Here is a 19,780-nt window from a genome sequence, read left to right on the forward strand (position 1 = left end):
CATGTCCGGTTCACATTGAATCGAAAGTCTCTGCCTCTCGCATACGCTCGAACGCGTTTTTCGATAAGACTATTTTTATCAGAACCTGACATGCTTTAATGCATGAACGCGGAGCCGAGCGCGGTGGACAGATCATAAATCTGCCCGCGTGCCGCCAGCAGCGCCTGCGTGTCCAGCGTTTGCACGGTGTGGACGATCACCGAGGTTTGCAGTATCCGCACTTTGCGCTCAAACTCGGTCATCTGGCCGTGCGGGCCGGTGTGGGACAACTCATCCACGCATTTGGCGATCACATCGAGATGGAAGCGGACCGAGCGCGGGTTGGACTCGTCAAGGCCCAGCAGATCAATCACACTTTCGCGGCTGGTGAACACGGCGTAGCGCTGGCGGTGGACCATGATGCTGTCGCCGACCTCAATCGCCATATCGAGGCCGCCGGGGGGCGAGGTGGGACCAGCGACCGCCGCCAAAAGATCGGTCATCATTGCGGCACGTTCCAAAGACCGACCGATGGACAGAAAATGCCAGCCCGCCGCGCGATACATGTTTTCATGCACAAGGCCGGAAAAGCCCGCGATCTTGCGCAGCATCACGCTCATCACCTGTGCAGCATCGCCACCGGTTTCGGTGGTTTTGGCGATGCGGGTCATGGATTTCTCGATGTCTTGCAGCGCAGACCAGCCGTCGACGCTGAAACGGTCGCGGATTTGGCTGGCGCTGTAAACGGCGGAGCTGAGGGTGTTCAGAACGCCTGCCGGGAAGGCTTCGGTCGCATCGACGCCGTAGGATTTCAGCCGGGCGCGGATGGTGGCAAGCAAAGCGGCGTTGCCCGCCTCATTCACCCTGCCGTTGTAGGCGCGCACGAGGCGGAGCAAACCTTCGGTGCGCTCGACATAGCGGCCGAGCCAGAACAGATTGTCGGCGGCGCGGCTGGGCAAAGGCCCCGGTTGCGCACGCACGAAGGGGGTGGATTGTGGCGCGCGTAGGGTGACGGGTTCAACGGGTGTGTCGCTGACCACCCAAACATCGGCGACCGAGCCGCCGTTGCGCATCGAAATCGCAGTGGTGTCGGTGCCAGCCCCAATGCGGGCGAAGCCGCCGGGCATTACTTGCCAGCCTGTGGTGGTGCGGGCGAGGAACACCCGCAGCGACATTGGGCGCGGCACCAGCGTGCCATTTTCGTAGAACGGAGTGGTGGACAGCGTGACCAATTCTTTGCCAACCAGTTCACCCGCATTATCGGTCAGCCAATCATGCAGATCGGCGTCATCCTCACTGCCGCGCATCTGGCCGCCAACGGCATGGGGCGCGGTGGATTCAAAAGCGATGCGGGTGGCCATCGCCGGGCCGATCAGCATCCGGTCGGCATGGGCGCGGACATGCGCGAGTTCTTTGGCCTGACCGCACCACCATGTCGCCACATTGGGGATTTGCAGTTTTTGTCCGGTCAACACCTGTGCGATTTTCGGCAGGAAGGCCATCAACGCCTGGGTTTCCAGCACGCCGACGCCCAAAGCGTTGACCATGGTGACATGGCCTTGCCGCACCGCCGACATCAGGCCGGGGGTGCCGAGATGGCTGTCGCCGCGCAGTTCCAACGGATCGGCCCAGATGCCATCCATCCGCCGCCACAGCACATCGACCGGGGCGAGGCCCTCGACGGTGCGGACGTAGAGTTGGCCGTTTTCAACGGTCAGATCTTCGCCCTCCAGCAGCGCCATGCCAAGATAGCGGGCGATATAGGCCTGTTCATAGTAGGTGTCGGTCAGAGGGCCGGGGGTCAGGATGCCGACGCGGGAGGTCGGATCGCTGCGCAGCTTTTCCAACGCGTCGCGGAACGACCGGAAGAAACCTGCGAGGCGGTGGACATTGGTGGTGCGGTAGAGGTCCGGGAACACGCGGGAAGCCGCCACGCGGTTCTCCAACGCAAAGCCAGCGCCTGAAGGTGCATCGGTACGATCCGACAGCACCCACCAACGGCCATCGGGGCCACGGCCAATTTCAAACGCCATGAAATGCAGAAAATGCCCCGAGCGGGGTTTCACTCCCACCATCGGGCGCAGCCATTCCGGGTTTTCGGCGATCAGGCTGGCGGGCAGATGACCTTCGGCGACCAAGCGGTTCTCGCCATAAAGATCGGCGGCGAGCAGTTCCATGATATCAGCGCGCTGGATCAGGCCCGCTTCGATGCTGTGCCAATCGGCTTCGGGCAGCAGGATCGGCACAGCCGAGAACGGCCAGTCCCGCCCGGCGCTGGAGTTATCGCCATATTTGCGAAAGAACACCCCGGTGTCGGCCAGATGCTGCTCACCCCGCGCGAAGGCGTCTTTCACCTCGGCCGCCGAGAGGCTTGACATATGCGCGATCAGTCCAGCCCAAACCGGGCGCATCGCGCCTTGCGCATCCACCAATTCATCCGGCACGCCGGGAAGCGGGCGATACCGGGCAAAAAGCTGGGTATCGACCGGCTTTGCTTTGGCCTTGCGTGCCATCAGTGCCTTGGAGCGCGGCGCAGATCGAGGGTCATCGGGAACTCGGGATGCGGGGTTTCGGAGACGGGTTCATAGAGGCCACCAGTATGACCATGTGGCTCGAACCGAGCAAGCCTGCGCGCTTCGGCCTCGTTACTGTTCACCGGGAACGTATCATAATTGCGCCCGCCGGGATGGGCGACGTGATAGGTGCAGCCCCCCAAAGCGCGGCCTGTCCAAGTGTCATAGACATCGAAGGTCAGCGGCGCGTTGACGGGCAGGACCGGGTGCAGGGCGAGTGGCGGCTGCCATGCTTTGAAGCGGACGGCGGCCACCGAGACGCCCGCGCCGACCGTCTGCATCGGCATTTGGCGCTGATTGCAGGTGACGGTATAGCGGCCCGGATCGCCGCCTGTCAGCTTGGCTTGCAGGCGTTCCACGGAACTGTCGGTATAGCGCACGGTGCCACCGATGGCCCCGGTTTCGCCCATGACATGCCAAGGCTCCAGTGCCTGACGGATTTCAAGGGTGACGCCTTCGAACGTCGCCTCACCGCAGAACGGGAAGCGGAATTCGGCTTGGGCCTTGAACCAGTCGGGGTTGAAATCAAAGCCGTGCTGGCGCAGGTCGGACAGCACATCGAGGAAATCGGCCCAGACGAAATGCGGCAGCATGAAGCGGTCGGCCAGATTGGTGCCCCAGCGGGTGAGGTTACCTTTAAGGGGTGCGGCCCACATCCGCGCAATCAGGGCGCGGATCAGCAGTTGTTGCGCAAGGCTCATCCGGGGGTTCGGTGGCATCTCGAAACCCCGAAATTCCACCAGACCAAGGCGGCCTGTCGGGCCGTCCGGGGAGTAAAGTTTGTCGATGCAAATCTCGGCGCGGTGGGTGTTGCCGGTGACATCAACCAGCAAGTTGCGCAGCAGGCGGTCGACCAGCCACGGCGGCGGTGCCGCCCCCTGCCCCGGCGTCGGGATTTGGGTCAGCGCGATTTCGAGTTCATAGAGGGCATCCATCCGCGCTTCGTCAATGCGAGGAGCCTGAGAGGTGGGGCCGATGAACAGGCCCGAGAACATGTAGGACAGCGACGGATGGCGCTGCCAATGCAGGATCAGGCTGGCCAGCAGATCGGGGCGGCGCAGGAACGGGCTGTCAGCGGGGGTGACGCCGCCGACCACGACATGGTTGCCGCCGCCGGTGCCGGTATGTTTGCCGTCGATCATGAATTTGTCGGCACCTAGGCGCAGCTGGCGGGCTTCTTCGTAGACAATTTCAGTGGTGAGGACGGTTTCGCCCCAGTTGTGCGACGGGTGGATATTGACCTCAATCACCCCCGGATCGGGCGCAACGCGGATTACGTTCAGGCGGGGATCGTTGGGCGGGCCGTAGCCTTCGATATGCACGGGCAGGCCAAGCTTCTTGGCGGCGGCTTCGGCGGCGGCGACAAGTTCGAGGTAGTCTTCGACCTTTTCCACCGGGGGCATGAACACACAAAGCCGACCGTCGCGCGGCTCCACCGAGATCGCGGTGCGGACAGAGCCTGCAAGATCAGAAATTACCTGCTCGCGGCGGTCTTGCGTGGCTTCAGAGGCAGTAAAGCTGGCCACGGCTTGCGCGGGCTCGGCAGTGTATTCAGGCAGCGGGCCACGGGTATCGAATGGGTCGGAAGGGTGGATATGCGGGTAGTCGGCGGGTTTGACATAGGGCAGCGAGCCCAGCGGCAGGCGGTAGCCGACGGGGCTGTCGCCCGGCACGAGGAACAGATGGCCGCGCCGCAGCGCCCATTTCTCGGACACCCAAGTTTGCGCGGCGCGGGACTGCCAGCGCTGCACCGGGAGGACGAAGCCCGAAGGCTCGGTCAGGCCACGCGAAAACACCCGCGCGATGCGGTTGCGTTCTTCGGGGTCTTTCAGCTGCGAGTTTTCGGGGGTGACGTTCTCGGGCAGATTGCCTTCCTTGACGATCCATTCGGCGGGGTCTTCAAAAGCGGGTGTGACGTTTTCCGCAGGCAATCCAAGCGTTTGCGCGATGTTTTGCAGCAGGGTGCTGGCCTGTTCCGGCGTCGCCTTGGCACGGCTGATTTCAGGTGCGATTAGGTCGGGGTTGTGCCAGATCGGTTTGCCATCGCGACGCCAGTAGAGGCTGAAGGTCCAGCGCGGCAGGGTTTCGCCGGGGTACCATTTGCCTTGACCGTAATGCAGGAAGCCACCCGGTGCGAACTTGGCTTGCAGGCGGCGGATCAGCGCATCGGCAAACACGCGTTTGGTGGGGCCGACGGCGTCAGTGTTCCACTCGCCCGCTTCAAAGTCGTCGATGGAGACAAACGTCGGCTCGCCGCCCATGGTGAGGCGGACATCGCCTGCGGCCAAAGCCGCATCGACCTTGTGGCCCAGAGCGTTGAGATCATCCCAAGCCGCTTCGGAAAACGGCATGGTGATGCGTGGATGCTCAGCGGTGCGCGTCACCGTCATGTCAAAGTCAAAATCAACCTCGGCGTAGCTCGCCATGCCCGAGATCGGCGCCGCATTGGAGTAATGCGGCGTCGCGGACAGCGGGATATGGCTTTCGCCGGTCAGCAGGCCAGAGGTGGGATCAAGCCCGATCCAACCCGCGCCGGGCAAGTAGACCTCGCACCACGCGTGCAGGTCGGTGAAGTCTTTGTCGGTGCCTTGCGGGCCATCCACAGCCGTCAGGTCGGGTTTCAACTGGATCAGATAGCCCGACACAAACCGCGCAGCAAAGCCCAGATGGCGCAAGGACTGCACCAGCAGCCACGAAGTATCGCGGCACGATCCCAACGCCAGCCCCAAGGTTTCCTCGGGAGTCTGCACCCCTGGTTCCATGCGGATGACATAGCCGATTTCCTGCGCAAGCTGCGCGTTGAGGCGCACGATGAAGTCGATGGTGCGCAGGGGATCCCGCGGCACACGATCAAGGAACGCCTGCAACAGTGGCCCCGGCGCGTCGCAACTGCGGTAAATCACCAGATCTTCGGCGATCTCGGCGGGGTATTCGAAGGGCCAGGTTTCAGCACTCGCCTCAACAAAGAAATCGAACGGGTTGTAGACGGTCATATCGGCGGTCAGATCGACCTCGATCTTCAGTTCCGTCACCGGATCGGGGAAGACATAGCGGGCCAGCCAGTTGCCATACAAATCCTGTTGATAATTCACAAAATGGTTCGCGGGCGTGACTTTCAGCGCATGCGACACCACCCGGGTGCGGCTGTGCGGCGCGGGGCGCAGCCGGATGATCTGCGGGCCCAGCGTCACCGGGCGATCATATTTGTAATGGGTCAGATGGTAGATGCTGGCGAGGATGGACATGATATTTTCTTTCAGGGATAGAGAGGTTTTTTCACAGCCAGCGGTGATCCTCTAACACTTTGTGCATCAGGGGGCGGTTTCAGCGCAAGTGATGAAGATTTCCGCGAAAGCCGCCTAAAAAATAAGCACCAGATCAGATTGCACCGTGTTGGACGCGCAGGGTCTCAGCCGAGAACCGTACCAGTTCAGCCACTTGCAGCAGTTGCTTGGCCAAGGGACTGGTCTTGCGCCAGACCATGCCGACGATGCGCTGCGGTTTCGGATCGCCAAACCGCGCCACCGACACCGAGGCCGAGCGGGTTTCGACCGCCATCGCCATCTCGGGGATCAGCGTCACACCGATACCCGCGCTGACCATTTGCACCAAGGTTGACAGCGAACTGCCGTCGAGCAATTCACGCGGCGGGGCGGCAGACATATTGCAAAACGACAACGCCTGATCGCGGAAGCAATGGCCTTCCTCTAACAAAAGCAGACGCATTTCACGCAGACGTTCGCGGCTGGGCACCGGTTTGCCTTCATCCTCGGCAGGGCGGATCAGCACGAAATCTTCCGAGAACAGCGGCACTTCGGTCAGCGAAGGCTCCGAGATCGGCAGCGCCACGATGGCGGTATCTAAGCGGCCCTCAGCGAGTTCAGTCAACAGTTTCGGGGTGATGGTTTCGCGCAGTTGCAAATCAAGGTCGGCATTCAGACGCATCAGATTGCCGATGATGGTCGGCAGCAAATACGGCGCGATGGTGGGAATCACCCCGATCCGCAAGCGCCCCACCAGTTGCGTCTGCGCCGCCCGCGCGATGTCAGCCAATTCATCGACCGAGCGCAGAATGTCGCGCACCCGCAGCGCAAATGCCTCACCAAAGCTGGTCAGCCGCACTTGCCGCGCGCCGCGTTCAAACAGGTCGGTGCCGAGGGCGGCTTCCAGTTCCTTGATCTGCATGGACAAAGCGGGTTGTGAGATGGCACAGGTTTCCGCCGCGCGCCCGAAATGGCCGTGGCGGGCCAAAGCCTCAAAATAGCGGAACTGTTTCAGGGTGAAGTTGATCATAAGGGCAACTTATCGGAACAATCAGTATATTCAACTTAAACTAATGCCATCACGTTGTTATAGTGATGGCAGCACAAAGCAAAAGACCGTTCACAGAAACGGTTTTCAGCAGAATCGGAGAGAGCGATGGACGGAAACGAACCCACAAGCGGCGGCAAATGCCCGGTGATGCATGGCGGCAGCCAACACACCACCAACAAGCTGCGCTCAAACCGCGATTGGTGGCCAAACCAGCTTAACCTACGGATTTTGCATCAGAATGCGCCCGCATCTAACCCGATGCCCGAAGGCTTTGACTATGCCGAAGCCTTCAAGGCGTTGGATTTGGCCGCCGTAAAGCAAGACCTGACCGCGCTGATGCACGACAGTCAGCCGTGGTGGCCTGCCGATTGGGGCCATTACGGCCCGTTTTTCATCCGCATGGCGTGGCACAGTGCTGGCACCTACCGCACCGGCGATGGCCGTGGCGGTGCCGGGTCTGGCACCCAGCGCTTTGCGCCGCTGAATAGCTGGCCGGATAACGTCAGCTTGGATAAGGCCCGCCGCCTGTTGTGGCCGATCAAACAGAAATACGGCAATGCGATTTCCTGGGCCGATCTGATCGTGCTGACCGGCAACGTTGCACTGGAATCGATGGGCTTTAAGACCTTTGGCTTTGGCGGCGGACGCGTCGATGTGTGGGAGCCGCCAGAGGATATCTACTGGGGCTCTGAGGACACCTGGCTGATCGCCTCGAACGATCCGGCCAACAAAAACAGCCGCTATTCCGGCGACCGTAATCTGGAAAACCCGCTGGCCGCCGTGCAAATGGGCCTGATCTACGTCAATCCCGAAGGCCCGGATGGCGTGGCTGATCCGGTAGCCTCGGGCCGCGATATTCGTGAGACGTTTGCCCGGATGGCGATGGATGACGAAGAAACCGTGGCTTTGGTTGCGGGCGGTCATACCTTCGGCAAGGCGCATGGCGCGGGTGATCCGGCCTTGGTCGGGGCTGATCCTGAAGCTGCTCCGATGGCGCAGCAGGGATTAGGCTGGCAGAACGGCTTTGGTTCCGGCTCCGGCGTTCACACCACCAGCTCTGGGATTGAGGGCGCGTGGAAGCCGAACCCGACCACTTGGGACAACGGCTATTTCAACATGCTGTTCAAATATGAGTGGGAACTGACCAAGAGCCCGGCTGGCGCGCAAATATTCCTCGCCCGCGACGTCGAGCCGCAGGATATGATCCCCGACGCCCATGACCCGTCGATCACCCATCGCCCCATGATGACCACGGCGGACCTTGCGATGCGGTTTGACCCGATCTACGGGCCGATCTCGCGCCGCTTCCATGATGATCAGGCGGCGTTTGCCGATGCGTTCGCGCGGGCTTGGTTCAAGCTAACCCACCGCGATATGGGGCCGAAAGTGCTGTATCTGGGGTCCGAGGTGCCTGCGGAAGATCTGATCTGGCAAGATCCGATCCCGGCGGCGACTTCGGGTGCGATTGACGCGGCGGATGTGGCAGCGTTGAAGGCGCAGATTTTGGGTTCGAACCTGACGGTGTCGGAACTGGTTTCGGTGGCTTGGGGGTCAGCCTCGACCTTCCGCGGCTCGGATAAACGCGGCGGTGCGAATGGCGCGCGTATCCGGTTGGCCCCGCAGAAGGATTGGGCGGTGAACCAGCCGGAACAACTGGCCAAGGTGCTGACGGTGCTGGAAGGGGTGCAAGCCTCGTTCAACGCAGGCAATCCCGGTAAAGCAGTGTCGTTGGCCGATCTGATCGTGCTGGGCGGCTCGGCTGCGGTGGAAAATGCGGCAGCGGCGGCTGGGTATCCGGTTGCGGTGCCGTTTGCGGCGGGGCGGACGGATGCCAGCCAAGAGCAGACCGATGTTGAATCGTTCTCGGTGCTGGAGCCAGTGGCGGACGGGTTCCGCAACTACCTGAAGGTACAGTATTCGGTCACGGCGGAAGAACTGCTGCTGGATCGGGCGCAACTGCTGACCCTGACGGCGCCGGAGATGACGGTTCTGGTCGGCGGCTTGCGGGCTTTGGATGCCAATACGGGGCACTCCCAGCATGGGGTGTTCACCAACCGTCCGGGTGTGCTGAGCAACGATTTCTTCGTCAACCTGCTGGATATGGGGACGGTTTGGAAAGCCACCTCTCCGGCAGAGACGGAGTTTGAGGGCCGGGATCGCACCACGGGCGCGTTGAAATGGACGGCAACGCGGAATGATCTGGTGTTCGGATCGAACTCGCAACTGCGGGCTTTGGCCGAGGTTTACGGGCAGAGTGACGGTCAGGCCGCCTTCGTGCGCGACTTTGTGGCGGCTTGGGTCAAGGTGATGAACGCGGATCGGTTTGATCTGGTCTAAGCTGGTTTGAAAGTTGAAAACGCGCGTGGGTTTTGGCCCGCGCGCGCTTTTATTTTGACCTGTCCACGCGTGGACAGGCGTGCGGTTTACATGATTTCAACGGGTTAAGGCGGGCTCGTTAACCTTGTGTAAAGGTTTTCCACACGGCAGTGACGCCGATCAGTCTCCCTATACCCTGCTGAAATTACATCTTCAGCGCGTCAACAACTTTGCCATCGGGATGGGCTTTGCAGGCGTCAGTCGCGGCGATGGTCATTTCTTCGTCCGTCATGGCGGAGAATTTCGCATCGTCCTTCAGCGACTCCTTCACGGCGATGCCGACGGTCGTCATATTCTGCGCGTCCATCAGCGAGAAATCGTTGCAAGTGACGGTTGACGGATCAACTTTGACGTCGCCCTCGGTTTGGGCAAAAGCAGGAACGGCGATCAGCGCAACGGCTGCAAAAGCATAGGAAAGTTTCATGGTGTGGTCCTCCTATAACGCCCGGCATCTTTGCGGGCATTGCAGAGGTAAGCCCGACGCGCAGGCAAACTAGTCTAGCAGGCTGAATTCACGGCCGGGCGCAACGAGTCAAGCGAAGTTGCGCTGGCGAAAATAAGCTTTTGCGCAGAAACACGCTTGAAGAATTCGTCGGGCGTGACGCAACACTTTTTTGGCTTCAAGTATCGCAACCGAATAGCTTCACACGCGTTTATACAGCCATCTGAAAAGCGATTTCTCGTTTTCTGCTATGGGAAGTGTGTTCGCGAAAATTTCTGATTGCCGTTCTAGCTTGATCACTATCTCACGCCCGCTTCCCCACCACCGCCACGCCCAGAACCTCCAGCACTTTCGCCTCAATCTGCGCGGCATCCATCCCAGCGCTGCGATACATGGCTTCGGGCGAGGCGTGGTCGATGAAGGTGTCGGGGAGGACCATCGAACGGAATTTCAGGCCGTGGTCGAAGATGGCTTCATCGGCCAGCAGTTGGGCGACATGAGAGCCGAAGCCGCCGATGGCGCCTTCTTCGATGGTGATCAGGGCTTCGTGGGTTCTTGCCAGATTGAGGATCAAGTCGCGGTCCAACGGTTTGGCGAAGCGGGCGTCGGCGATGGTGGGGGTTAGGCCTTTGGCGGTTAGGGACTCGGCGGCTTTTTGGACTTCGGACAGGCGGGTGCCGAAGGACAGTAGCGCCACGCGCGCGCCTTGTTGGATCAGGCGACCTTTGCCGATTTCCAAGGGGATGCCTTTGGCAGGCATCTCGACCCCGGTGCCTTCACCGCGCGGATAGCGGAAGGCGATGGGGCCGGAGTTGTGGGCGGCGGCGGTGGCGACCATGTGGACGAGTTCGGCTTCATCTGCCGCCGCCATCACCACGAAGCCGGGGAGGTTGGACAGGAAGGCCACGTCAAAGCTGCCTGCGTGGGTGGCCCCGTCTGCGCCGACAAGCCCAGCGCGGTCGATGGCAAAGCGGACGGGCAGGCGTTGGATGGCGACGTCATGCACCACCTGGTCGTAGCCGCGTTGCAGGAAGGTGGAGTAGATCGTGCAGAATGGCTTCATCCCGCCCGCAGCGAGGCCTGCCGAAAAGGTGACAGCGTGTTGTTCGGCGATGCCTACGTCAAACGTGCGTTTGGGGAAGCGGGCGGCGAACAGATCAAGCCCAGTGCCATCTGGCATGGCGGCGGTGATGGCGACGATTTTATCATCGGTTTCGGCTTCGCGGATCAGGGATTGCGCGAAAACTTTGGTGTAGCTGGGGGCGTTGGAGGCGGCTTTTTGCTGCACACCGGTGAGGACATCGAATTTTCCGGTGGCGTGACCTTTGTCGCGGGCAGCTTCTGCCGGGGCGTAGCCTTTGCCTTTTTTGGTCAGCACATGGATCAGCATCGGGCCGGTGGCGCGGGCTTGGGCGGTTCTTAAGACCGGGAGAAGTTGGTCAAGGTCGTGGCCGTCGATGGGGCCGATGTAGGAGAAGCCGAGTTCTTCGAACAAAGTGCCGCCCACGGCCATGCCTTTCAGCATTTCCTTGGCGCGGCGGGCACCTTCTTGGAAGGGTTCGGGCAGCAGGGAGACCATGCCTTTGGCGGCGGATTTCAGGTCTTGGAATGGCTCGCCCGCGTACATGCGGCTGAGGTAGGCGGACAGCGCGCCGACCGGGGGAGCGATGGACATTTCGTTGTCGTTCAAAATGACGAACAGGCGTTTTTTCAGGTGGCCTGCGTTGTTCATCGCCTCAAACGCCATGCCTGCGGACATCGAGCCATCGCCGATCACCGCAATAGCGTCGCCGGGATCGCCGCCTAGTTCCGCCGCCATGGCGAAACCGAGGGCGGCGGAGATCGAGGTGGAGGAATGGGCTGCGCCGAACGGATCATAGGGAGATTCGCTGCGCTTGGTGAAACCCGACAGGCCACCTTCGGTACGCAGGGTGCGGATGCGGTCGCGGCGTCCGGTCAGGATCTTATGCGGATAGCATTGGTGGCCGACGTCCCAGATGATCTTGTCGCGCGGCGCGTGGAAGGTAGCGTGCAAGGCGACGGTGAGTTCCACCACGCCCAAGCCCGCGCCAAGATGGCCGCCGGTGACGGAGACCGCTGAAATGGTTTCGGCGCGGAGTTCATCGGCGAGTTGTTTGAGCTCGCGATCCGACAGCGATTTCATATCCGAGGGCAGTTTGACCCGATCAAGCAGGGGGGTGTTGGGTTTGTCAGCCATAGGTGCCTCAGCTTTCCCGCGCGATGGTGAAACGGGCGCAGTCGATCAGGTTTTGCGCGGATGCGCCGTAGGGGGCAATGTGGTCACAGGCCTGCTCTACCAAAGATTTGGCGCGGGCGCGTGCGGCATCAAGCCCCAGCAGCGAGACGAAGGTGGCTTTACCGGCGGCTGCGTCTTTTTGCAGACGTTTTCCGGCTTTTTCGACGTCTCCGGTGACGTCTAGGATATCGTCGGCGATCTGGAAGGCGAGGCCGAGACAATCGCCGTAACTCTGCATCGCATGTGTCTCTGCCCCCGCCATGCGTGGGCCCGCCATCGCCGACCAAGTGATCAGCGCGCCGGTTTTTCCGACTTGTAGGGCGATGATCTGATCAAGGTTCAACGCGGTGGCAGCGGTTTCAGCGGCAATGTCAGCCACCTGACCGCCGACCATGCCACGCGCGCCTGCGGCTGTAGCCAGGGTCGAGGTCAGCAGCCAGCGTTGCTCATAAGGACAGTCCGTCATGCTGACCAGTTCAAACGCGAGGGCCTGCAACGCATCGCCGGCCAGCACCGCTGTGGCTTCATCCCATTTGCGATGCACGGTCGGTTGGCCCCGGCGCAGGTCGTCATCGTCCATGCAGGGCAGGTCATCATGGATCAGGGAATAGGCGTGCAGCGCCTCAATCGCGGCGGCGGCAGGGCCAGCGGCGCTGCCGTAGATGCCGTGGATGCGGGCAGATTCCAGCACCAGAAACCCGCGCAAACCTTTGCCGCCTTTGGTGGCATAGAGCATGGCTTCGGGAAGAGGGCCGCTGAGTCCGATGAGCTTATGCATCAGGGTGATTTCGACGTAATCGCGCGCGTTTTGCAGGGCGGCTTGAAACGGCATCGCCTCTAACGACTCGGTGCGTGTCACTTCAAAATGCTTCAGCGGCGGGGTGTTGGTGGGCACTAAAGCCCCTCCACCGGGGTGGTGCCAACAGCGCGGCCTTCGGCGGCGCGGATCAGTTCGACCTTTTCTTCGGCCTTCGCCAGTTTGGCGGCACAGTGGGCTTTCAGCTTTGCGCCTGTTTCGTAAAGCGCGATGCTTTGTTCCAGCGCCACTTCGCCGCGTTCCAACTGGGTGACGACGGATTCGAGGGCGGCCATGGCTTCTTCAAAGGACATATCCGCTACGGGTTTATCAGTCATCGGCCGCGCTCCTGCAAAACACCCACATGTGCGCTGACCGAAGCGGTCAGCGCGGGCAGATCATAACCGCCCTCAAGACAGGATACCACCCGGCCCGCGCAATGGGCATCGGCCAGGTCGCAGAGGCGCTGGGTGAGCCATGCGTAGTCTTCGGTCTGCCAGTCTAGGCCCGCGAGGGGGTCGGCTTGGTGCGCATCAAAGCCTGCCGAGATCAGGATGAGATCGGGCTTCCAAGCCGCGATGCGGGGGAAGATCAGGCTCTCATAGGCTTCGCGCATCGGACCAGAGCCCGTGTGTTCGCTGAGCGGGACGTTGAGGATTTGGCCGTGCGCGCCGGTTTCCGAAGCACTGCCGGTGCCGGGATAGAGTGGCATCTGATGGCTGGAGCAGAACAAAGCGCGGGGTTCGTTCCAGAGCAGATCTTGCGTGCCATTGCCGTGGTGGACGTCGAAATCGACCACCGCGACGCGGGCAAGGTTGTGGTGATTTAAGGCTCTCAGCGCCGCAATAGAGACGGTTCCGAAGATGCAAAACCCCATCGCGGTTTCAGATTCTGCGTGGTGGCCGGGGGGACGGGCAGCGAGGAAGGCGTTCTGAGCCTCGCCCGACAAGACGGCATCAACGGCAGCGCAAGCCCCGCCAACCACATGCAACGCAGCGGTGACAGAGCCGGGAGAGAGGAAAGTATCGCCATCAAGTTGCGCCCATCCCGTGACAGGTGATGCGGCGCGGACCTTGGCGAGATAGCGCGCCGGGTGGGCGCGCAGGATGTCTGTATCCTCGGCCAAAGGCGCATCGCGGTGGAGCAAGTCGAGGCCGTTCAGACCCGCCTGCACGGCGGCGTAACGCGCGACCTGCTCGGGGTGACCGGGGGGCGTGAGGTGATTTTCGGATTGGGGGGAGTTGATAAGAAGGGTGGTCACAAGATCGGCCTTTTGCACTTTGGCCGGAACACTATTCCACCTGCACCAAAATCGAAACCGCCAATTACCGCCACTTTTCTGGGCAAAAGCCCAGACTCACACAAGGCGAGTCCGGGTTTACGATCGTGCGGGTCAATGATCATTCAGCGATCACATCCGTTGTGATCAATGATGATGTTCTGGCAGTTCTTGCAACTGCTCTTTCGTCCACGAGGTGACGCCATGGATGTTGCCATCCTCGTCCCGCATCAGATTAAGCTGATCGACGCTGACCAACACGGGTTTCGAGCCGATGCCGAGAAATCCACCGACATCCAGCACAACATCGGTGACGGCACCCGCGCCATGCACATGCGAAATCGTGCCGATCTTGCGATCATCCGCACCGTAGACGGGTGCATCTTCCAAAACCGCAGTGTTGAATTCGGTGCGGTCCAGCGGGGTATGGTTACTGTGGTCCATCTTGCTTGTCCTCCAGAGTTATGGGCAGAGTTACGGGCGTGAAAGGGTGAAAACGCCGTCCACAAACGGGATAGAAGCTCGACTGCCATTGCGTTGGCCAAGGTGGGAGATCGGGAAAACCACCCTGTTCTTCATGCCGTTGCGCCCGATTGACATGCGGGCCGCGCTTTCATGACAAAAACCCGCGAGGGCCGCTACGGTTCCATGTGCAGCTTGCGTTGAATTGGGTCGGCGAGAATGCGCCGAAGACACGGAGGGCACGAGCGGTTTTCCAGCTTTACGGCGCGTGCAACAGAAGTGCTTGGCTTACCAGGGCGTATTTCTGCGCGGAGGGCGTCAGAACTTCGGATCGCGCAGCACGATCTGAGTTTGCGTCACCATCGCGGCCATTTTGCCATCGCTGCGCGTCAGCGTGGTTTGCCACACCATGGTCTGGCGCCCGCCATGCAATAAAATACTGACACCGCGCAGCATGTCACCCGCCGGAATGGCGCGGAAAAAGTTGGTTTTGCTTTCCACCGTGGCGGTGCTTTCGGTCGGCCCGATGTTCAGAAACGCCCCAAGCCCGCCGAGATGATCGGCCATACCCATCACCGCCCCACCATGCAGCGTGCCGTTGCGGTTGATCAGCTGCGGCGAGGCCAGCATTTCAGCCTCAATCCGGTCAGGCTGGGCGGACAGGATGCGCAAACCAAGATGATCGGCAAACGGCGGCTGGACGCCCAGCAGGGGATGGTCGGGGGTCATGGTCGCTCCGTCTGGTGGCGCGGGACGGCGATGCCCCCGCGCCAAAGCTGATTTCGGGATCAACCCTTGTCTTGCTCGTCTTGGCAGGCGATGGTTTCGGTGATCGCCTCATCACTGCCCGAAAGGTTGATCGACATCACATCGGCACCTTCGCTTTGCAGCGTCATGGTGTTTTTCGCGGCCAAGTCAGTTAGGAAATCGACGCTGTCGAAGGTGACCATGACGCCGGGCAGATCATCCAGATGCAGACCCTTGGCGCTGCCGTCATATTTTTGATCATCCAGCATGAAGCTGATCGGATAATCGGTGCCATCGGTGATTTCGCCCCAAGCGGTGTTGGCGGCGATCACATAGCCATTGCCTGCGGTACGGTCAAACCCGATGCGGACGTGGCTGCCGTCTTCAAAATCCGACGACAACAGGCAGCCGTTGCCCAAGGTTGGGTCAACCTCCACAGCCCAACCGCCGGCCTCGGAATAGGGCACGAGGTCTTGCGCAAAGGCGGTGGTGGACAGCAAAGCAAAGCCGCAGGCGGCGGCGTATTTCAGCAGGGTCATGGTCTCTCCCAAAGATTGTTATTTGGCCTAACTGGCAGGAAATTGTGAAGGAACTGTGGCTGGCTGCGTCAATCAGTTTGCAGCACGTAGCCCTCACCGCGCACGGTTTGCAGATAGCGCGGCGATTTCGGATCGTCTTCGATCTTGCGGCGCAGACGGGTGATTTGCACATCAACCGCGCGTTCTTGGCCCGCGCTGTCTTCGCGCGGCATGTCGCCCACCAGTTTATCGCGCGACATCGCTGTGCCGGGTTGCGCCGAGAAGATCCGCATCAAGGTGGCCTCGGTCGAGGTCAGGCGGATCAGCTCTTGGCCGCGCCAGAGCTCACCCCGATCCATGTCATAGCGGACCGGGCCCATGTGCAGGACTTTTGGCGCGGGGCTGGCAGTTTTGGCGGCAGGCACACGGCGCAGGATGGCGTTGATGCGCAGCAGCAGTTCCTTCGGCTCAAACGGTTTGATCAGGTAATCGTCAGCACCGGCCTCAAAGCCTTCGATGCGGTTGTTGGTCTCGCCTTTGGCGGTCAAAAGCAGGATCGGCACGGTGAGAGTGGCGCGTAAGGCGCGGGTCAGGCTGATGCCATCCTCGCCGGGCATCATCACATCCAACACCAGCAGGTCGAATTCCAGCCCAGCCAGCAGGCGGCGAGCTTGGGCGGCGTCGCGGGCGGTCGAGACGAGGAAGCCGTTGCGGATCAGGAATTTCTGCAACAGGCCACGGATGCGTTCGTCGTCGTCCACGACCAGCAGGTGAGCGGGTAATTCGGTCATGTGCTGCCCTCTTTCAGGCCTTGATACTGGCGGCGTTGCTCGGCGTCCATCATTGCCTCAAGCACGGTGCGAAAGCCCTGCACGGCGCTTGGCCCCGCCGCACGATAGGCGGCGCGCATCCTTGCACGTTGGGCGTCGGACAGGGCACGTTCCAGCGCATGGCCTTTGTCGGTGAGGTAAAGGTGACGCTCGCGTTTGTCTTGCTTGCCAACGCGCGCTTCGACAAGGCCATCGTCAAATAAGGTGCGCAGCACGCGGTTCAACGATTGCTTGGTCACACCCAGGATGGTCAGCAGGTTGCCAACCGTCGTGCCGGGAGAGCGGTTGATGAAATGCACGGCGCGGTGATGGGCGCGGCCATAGTCCATGTCTTCCAGAATACGATCCGGGTCAGCCGTGAAGCCGCGATAGGCGAAAAACATCGCCTCGATGCCCTTGCGCAGGTTCTCGTCGGTCAGGAACAGCAGGCTTTCGCCGCCGGTGCTTTGTTCGGCCATGGGGTATCCTCCGCGCATAAGATACGTCAGTGTTGTTGACATTCCAAGACATAAGGTTTAGCGGATTCGCAATTTCGCGCAATATTATGTCCGCATTGGACCTATACGGCGCAACATTCGCAAATATGGAGGCTGCGATGGCTGGGTATGACGATCGGGACGGGTTCATCTGGATGGATGGCAAGCTGGTGGAATGGCGCTCGGCCAATGTGCATATCCTCACCCACGCGCTGCACTATGCCTCGTCGGTGTTTGAGGGGGAGCGGTGCTATAACGGCAAGATTTTCAAATCGGTGCAGCATTCGGAACGGTTGCGGAATTCGGGCGCTTTGCTGGATATGGAACTGCCGTTTTCTGTGGCTGAGATTGAGGCGGCCAAGGAGGCCACGCTGAGGGCCAACGGGCTGACCGACGCTTATGTGCGGGCACTGGCTTGGCGCGGGGCGGGCGAGGATATGGGGGTGGCGTCGAAGCGCAACCCGATCCGGATGGCGGTGGCGGTGTGGTCTTGGGGCAATTACTACGGCGATGCCAAGACTAAGGGGGCGAAGCTGGACATCGCCAAGTGGAAGCGGCCCTCGCCCGAGACGATCCCGCATGAGGCGAAGGCGGCGGGGCTTTATATGATCTGCACGATGTCGAAACATGCGGCCGAGGCGAAGGGCTGTTCGGATGCGATGATGTTCGATTATCGCGGTTATGTGGCCGAGGCGACGGGGGCGAATATCTTTTTTGTGAAGGATGGTGAGGTTCACACGCCGCTGCCGGACGCTTTCCTGAACGGTATCACCCGGCAGACGGTGATCGGGATGCTGCGCGAACAGGGCATCGTCGTGCATGAGCGGCACATCCTGCCCGCCGAGTTGGAGGGCTTCCAGCAATGCTGGCTGACCGGGACGGCGGCGGAGGTGACCCCGGTGGGGCAGATCGGGGACTATAGCTTTGAAGTTGGGGCGCTGACTTTGGGGATCTCGGATCAGTATGAAAAGCTGGTGCGGGCCTGAGGGTTTAGGGTTCTGATTTTGGAGAGAATGAGGAAGGTCCCAACTCGGGACCTTTTTTATGTGTTTGGAGTCAGTGGGTTAGGGGTGGGGATTTAAGGGTTTGTTAAGGATTGAGAGTATGGAGAAAGTAAAGACTGGTTTGCCCCGCTCAGTCGGAAAGCGAGCAGGTGGCCGAGGCACCCAAACTGTTGTTCCTTCATAGCTGGAACAGAAGTACAAGATGTCAGACATTGATAGCGAGGGCCTTTTATGTTTTCACAAATCTGGGCGTGGCTGCTAAGCGCGTTGCTATCTACAGCCTTGATAGGAGCAACTGCATATCTATTGCGCGACACTATTGGTAAATTTTTTACCAAGGCTGTTGAGCATCGATTTGAGAAGAAGTTGGAGACATTCAAAGCTGGTATTAGAGACAGTGAACGGGAGTTGGATCAAATCAGATCATTCCTAGCTTCGGCGCGCAAGGATCGCGACTCAGCGATTCAATCAAAGCGGCTGGAAGCAGCAGAAGCGCTGCTGCGCACACGGAATATACTTTCCCAGTTTTCCATGCTCGTGGAATATATGAAGATCATTAACACTGAACAGTTACTTAAAGAAGCGGGCGATCCAAAAATTGCCACGTTCATAGAAGCATTGGTTAAGCCTTTTAATATTGATGAGAAGATGAAATTACTTGCGCAGATTGACAGGACGATTCCAAGACTCTACCTCAGCGATAAATCGCTGAAGGCCTTTGATGTTTATGAAGGCATCATCTTTCGCGCCATCACGATGATGAAGCTATTCAGTATACCCTTAAAAGACAAGGGTAACCTCATCAAGTATGGTAGTCTCAACAGCACAATCATTGAGTTGGTTCCTAGGCTCTGGACCTATTAAATCGCTTGCTGTAGCGGCAAGTCATTGATTCACTGGTGGCACCAAGGGGGTGCTGCCATGACCGAGATGATCCTGCTTTCCGAAGCCCAGATGGCGCGGATATCGCCGTTCTTTCCATTGTCTCACGGCATCCCCCGGGTGGATGACCGGCGGGTGATCAGCGGCATCATCTTTGTCATCCGCAACGGCCTGCGGTGGCGCGACGTTCCGCCAAGCTACGGGCCACACAAGACAATCTACAACCGTTTCATCCGCTGGAGCGAGTTGGGCGTGTTCGGACGCATCTTCCTGGAACTGGCAAAAGGCGGCGGCGAGACAGCCGAGTTGATGATCGATGCCACTCACCTGAAGGCGCACCGCACAGCAGCCAGCCTGCTCAAAAAGGGGCTCTTCCCCGGTATATCGGACGCACCAAAGGCGGGTTGAACTCGAAGCTGCACGCTGTCTGCGACAGCGAAGGCCGCCCGCGCAGCCTGTTTCTGACCGCAGGCCAAGTCAGTGACTACACCGGGGCGGCGGCCTTGCTGTCAAGCCTGCCCCCGACGAAGGCGCTCCTTGCCGACAAGGGCTACGATGCCGACTGGCTGCGAGACGCCCTTGCAGATCGGAAGATCGAGGCCTGTATCCCATCAAAATCCAACAGGAAAATCCAGACACCGCACGACAGACTGCTTTACCGCAAGCGGCACAAAATCGAAAACATGTTCGGCAAACTCAAGGACTGGAGGCGTATCCACACCCGCTACGACCGCTGCGCCCACACTTTCATGTCAGCCATCGCCATAGCAGCCATCGTCATCTTCTGGATATGATCAATGAGTCCTGAGCCTAGTTCAAAGGAGGCATTTGATAAATGGGGAGAA

General features: G+C 60.2%; 17 protein-coding genes. 4 read left to right on the forward strand and 13 right to left on the reverse strand.

Annotation, left to right across the window (positions count from 1 at the left end; all coding sequences use genetic code 11):
* Positions 1-95: 95 nt before the first annotated feature.
* From AKV04_RS06200 to AKV04_RS06210, 3 genes are all read right to left on the reverse strand, one after another.
* Positions 96-2,492: a circularly permuted type 2 ATP-grasp protein gene (locus AKV04_RS06200; protein ID WP_054005565.1), complete on the reverse strand. Its 2,397-nt coding sequence runs from the start codon at positions 2,490-2,492 to the stop codon at positions 96-98.
* Positions 2,492-5,797: a transglutaminase family protein gene (locus AKV04_RS06205; RefSeq protein ID WP_054005566.1), complete on the reverse strand. Its 3,306-nt coding sequence runs from the start codon at positions 5,795-5,797 to the stop codon at positions 2,492-2,494. Before AKV04_RS06205 ends, AKV04_RS06200 begins: the two co-directional genes overlap by 1 nt.
* 133 nt (positions 5,798-5,930) lie before the next feature.
* Positions 5,931-6,845 carry a hydrogen peroxide-inducible genes activator gene (locus tag AKV04_RS06210; protein WP_054005567.1) on the reverse strand — a complete coding sequence of 305 codons (915 nt, stop codon included), beginning with the start codon at positions 6,843-6,845 and terminating at the stop codon, positions 5,931-5,933.
* 126 nt (positions 6,846-6,971) lie between these two features.
* Between AKV04_RS06210 and katG the strand changes: the two genes are divergently transcribed.
* Positions 6,972-9,203: a catalase/peroxidase HPI gene (gene katG / locus AKV04_RS06215; protein WP_156317396.1), complete on the forward strand. Its 2,232-nt coding sequence runs from the start codon at positions 6,972-6,974 to the stop codon at positions 9,201-9,203.
* 184 nt (positions 9,204-9,387) lie between these two features.
* On the opposite strand, the gene AKV04_RS06220 is transcribed toward katG, so the two are convergent.
* From AKV04_RS06220 to AKV04_RS06265, 10 genes are all read right to left on the reverse strand, one after another.
* Complete coding sequence (locus AKV04_RS06220; protein ID WP_054005568.1) at positions 9,388-9,666, reverse strand: HdeA/HdeB family chaperone; 279 nt, start codon at positions 9,664-9,666, stop codon at positions 9,388-9,390.
* A gap of 322 nt (positions 9,667-9,988) precedes the next feature.
* The gene (gene dxs / locus AKV04_RS06225) at positions 9,989-11,902 is read right to left on the reverse strand and encodes a 1-deoxy-D-xylulose-5-phosphate synthase (protein WP_054005569.1); all 1,914 of its coding nucleotides are present in this window, start codon (positions 11,900-11,902) and stop codon (positions 9,989-9,991) included.
* A 7-nt stretch (positions 11,903-11,909) separates the two neighbouring features.
* Positions 11,910-12,773, reverse strand: a complete 864-nt coding sequence (locus tag AKV04_RS06230) for a polyprenyl synthetase family protein (protein ID WP_054005612.1) — start codon at positions 12,771-12,773, stop codon at positions 11,910-11,912.
* Between the two features lie 62 nt (positions 12,774-12,835).
* Positions 12,836-13,075, reverse strand: a complete 240-nt coding sequence (locus AKV04_RS06235) for an exodeoxyribonuclease VII small subunit (protein WP_054005570.1) — start codon at positions 13,073-13,075, stop codon at positions 12,836-12,838.
* Entirely contained in the window at positions 13,072-13,998 is a 927-nt protein-coding gene (locus AKV04_RS06240) for a histone deacetylase family protein (RefSeq protein WP_054005613.1), read from the reverse strand. Before AKV04_RS06240 ends, AKV04_RS06235 begins: the two co-directional genes overlap by 4 nt.
* Before the next feature lie 165 nt (positions 13,999-14,163).
* Entirely contained in the window at positions 14,164-14,460 is a 297-nt protein-coding gene (locus tag AKV04_RS06245) for a PRC-barrel domain-containing protein (protein WP_054005571.1), read from the reverse strand.
* 336 nt (positions 14,461-14,796) lie between these two features.
* Positions 14,797-15,207: a PaaI family thioesterase gene (locus AKV04_RS06250; RefSeq protein ID WP_054005572.1), complete on the reverse strand. Its 411-nt coding sequence runs from the start codon at positions 15,205-15,207 to the stop codon at positions 14,797-14,799.
* Positions 15,208-15,266: 59 nt separating this feature from the next.
* Positions 15,267-15,764, reverse strand: a complete 498-nt coding sequence (locus AKV04_RS06255; protein WP_054005573.1) for a hypothetical protein — start codon at positions 15,762-15,764, stop codon at positions 15,267-15,269.
* A gap of 68 nt (positions 15,765-15,832) precedes the next feature.
* On the reverse strand, positions 15,833-16,534 hold the full coding sequence (locus AKV04_RS06260; protein ID WP_054005574.1) for a response regulator: 702 nt from the start codon (positions 16,532-16,534) through the stop codon (positions 15,833-15,835).
* Positions 16,531-17,031, reverse strand: coding sequence for a MarR family winged helix-turn-helix transcriptional regulator (locus AKV04_RS06265; RefSeq protein WP_054005575.1), 501 nt, complete (start codon positions 17,029-17,031; stop codon positions 16,531-16,533). Before AKV04_RS06265 ends, AKV04_RS06260 begins: the two co-directional genes overlap by 4 nt.
* 137 nt (positions 17,032-17,168) lie before the next feature.
* Here AKV04_RS06265 and AKV04_RS06270 point away from each other — a divergent pair, with 137 nt between their 5' ends.
* The 3 genes from AKV04_RS06270 (at position 17,169) to AKV04_RS25405 (ending at position 19,729) form a co-directional block, all read left to right on the forward strand.
* Positions 17,169-18,035 (forward strand): branched-chain amino acid aminotransferase, encoded by an 867-nt coding sequence (locus AKV04_RS06270; RefSeq protein WP_054005614.1) that lies wholly within the window; start codon positions 17,169-17,171, stop codon positions 18,033-18,035.
* Between the two features lie 249 nt (positions 18,036-18,284).
* Complete coding sequence (locus AKV04_RS06275) at positions 18,285-18,917, forward strand: hypothetical protein (protein ID WP_054005576.1); 633 nt, start codon at positions 18,285-18,287, stop codon at positions 18,915-18,917.
* Between the two features lie 57 nt (positions 18,918-18,974).
* Positions 18,975-19,729, forward strand: a protein-coding gene (locus AKV04_RS25405) for an IS5 family transposase (protein ID WP_235815552.1) whose coding sequence is annotated in 2 segments (ribosomal slippage) — positions 18,975-19,308 and positions 19,308-19,729 — 756 coding nt in all. Because the reading frame shifts where the segments join, the coding sequence is not laid out codon by codon here.
* Positions 19,730-19,780: the final 51 nt, after the last annotated feature.

The organism is Cypionkella psychrotolerans (genome assembly GCF_001294535.1).
GTDB lineage: Bacteria > Pseudomonadota > Alphaproteobacteria > Rhodobacterales > Rhodobacteraceae > Cypionkella > Cypionkella psychrotolerans.